2 protein-coding genes are annotated in these 1,039 nt (G+C 65.9%); both read left to right on the top strand.

Annotation, left to right across the window (positions count from 1 at the left end; genetic code table 11):
• The coding region (locus tag DW850_RS10090; protein WP_147326485.1) for a PTS sugar transporter subunit IIC at positions 1–216 on the top strand (216 nt) is incomplete at its 5' end.
• The gene (locus tag DW850_RS10085; RefSeq protein WP_099432282.1) at positions 197–1,030 is read left to right on the top strand and encodes a PTS system mannose/fructose/sorbose family transporter subunit IID; all 834 of its coding nucleotides are present in this window, start codon (positions 197–199) and stop codon (positions 1,028–1,030) included. The genes DW850_RS10090 and DW850_RS10085, both read left to right, overlap by 20 nt.
• The last annotated feature ends 9 nt before the right edge of the window (positions 1,031–1,039 follow it).

The following is a 1,039-nucleotide window of genomic DNA, read 5'->3' as shown; positions in this document are numbered from 1 at the left end:
GCCATGGGCTTCGCCATGCTCGGCCGCCTGGTGCTCACCAAGCAGCTCGTGCCCTTCTACTTCCTGGGCTTCCTGCTGTGCTCCTACGCCAACGTGCCCGTCCTGGGCGTCGCCCTGATCGCCATCATCATCGGCATCGACAAGTTCGACCTGCTCGGCCTGGGCGGAGCCCAGCCCCAGCTCTCCGCGGAAGGGGATGAGGACGATGACTTCTAGTCCCGAGAACAAGATCACGCGCTCCGACCTCGTCAAGAGCGCCGTCAACGTCGGCGCCCTGGGCATGGAGTTCTCCTGGACCTACTACAAGCAGATGAACATCGCCTTCTGCCTGATGGTCGCCAACATGCTCAAGAAGATCTACGCCGGCCGCCCCGACGACTACGCCGAGGCCCTGCACCGCCACTGCGCGTTCTTCAACATCACCGTCCAGTTCGCCCCGTTCGTCGGCGGCATCGCGATGGCCATGGAGGAGAAGGTCGCCCGCGGCGAGATCGAGCCCGAGAGCGTCAACGACGTCAAGGCCGCCCTCATGGGCCCGCTGTCCGGCATCGGCGACTCCATCTTCCTGTCGACGCTGCGCGTGGTCGCCGCCGCGGTGGGCATCAGCCTGTGCCAGGCCGGCAACCCCTTCGGCCCCATCGCCTTCCTGCTCATCTACAACGTCCCCGGCTTCGCGCTGCGCGTCTGGGGCGCCGTCAAGGGCTACGAGCTGGGCGTGGGCTTCCTGGACGAGGCCCAGAGGACCGGCCTCATGCAGAAGATCATGACCTGCGTGGGCATCGTGGGCGTCATGGTCGTGGGCGCCATGTGCAAGGACATGTTCTGGGCCAGCATCCCGGTGGCCATCGGCTCGGGCGAGGACGCCCAGACCCTCCAGGACATCCTGGACGGCATCATGCCCGGCATGCTCGGCATGCTCGCCTTCTGGCTGTACTACTGGCTGCTGTCCAAGAAGATCAACCCCATGGTGCTGATCGTGGCCACCATGGTCGTGGGCATCGTCGGCGCGTTCTTCGGCGTGCTGGCGTAAGGGCCCGGC

It is taken from the genome of Collinsella sp. AM36-4AA, assembly GCF_003467795.1.
GTDB lineage: Bacteria > Actinomycetota > Coriobacteriia > Coriobacteriales > Coriobacteriaceae > Collinsella.
The sequence above is the reverse complement of the archived record's forward strand: the minus strand, read 5'-3'. Positions and strand labels throughout refer to the sequence as shown.

Bases quoted from the DNA above. Each gene is read 5' to 3' on its own strand.
- DW850_RS10085 (WP_099432282.1), top strand. From the start codon at position 197: ATGAGGACGATGACTTCTAGTCCCGAGAACAAGATCACGCGCTCCGAC.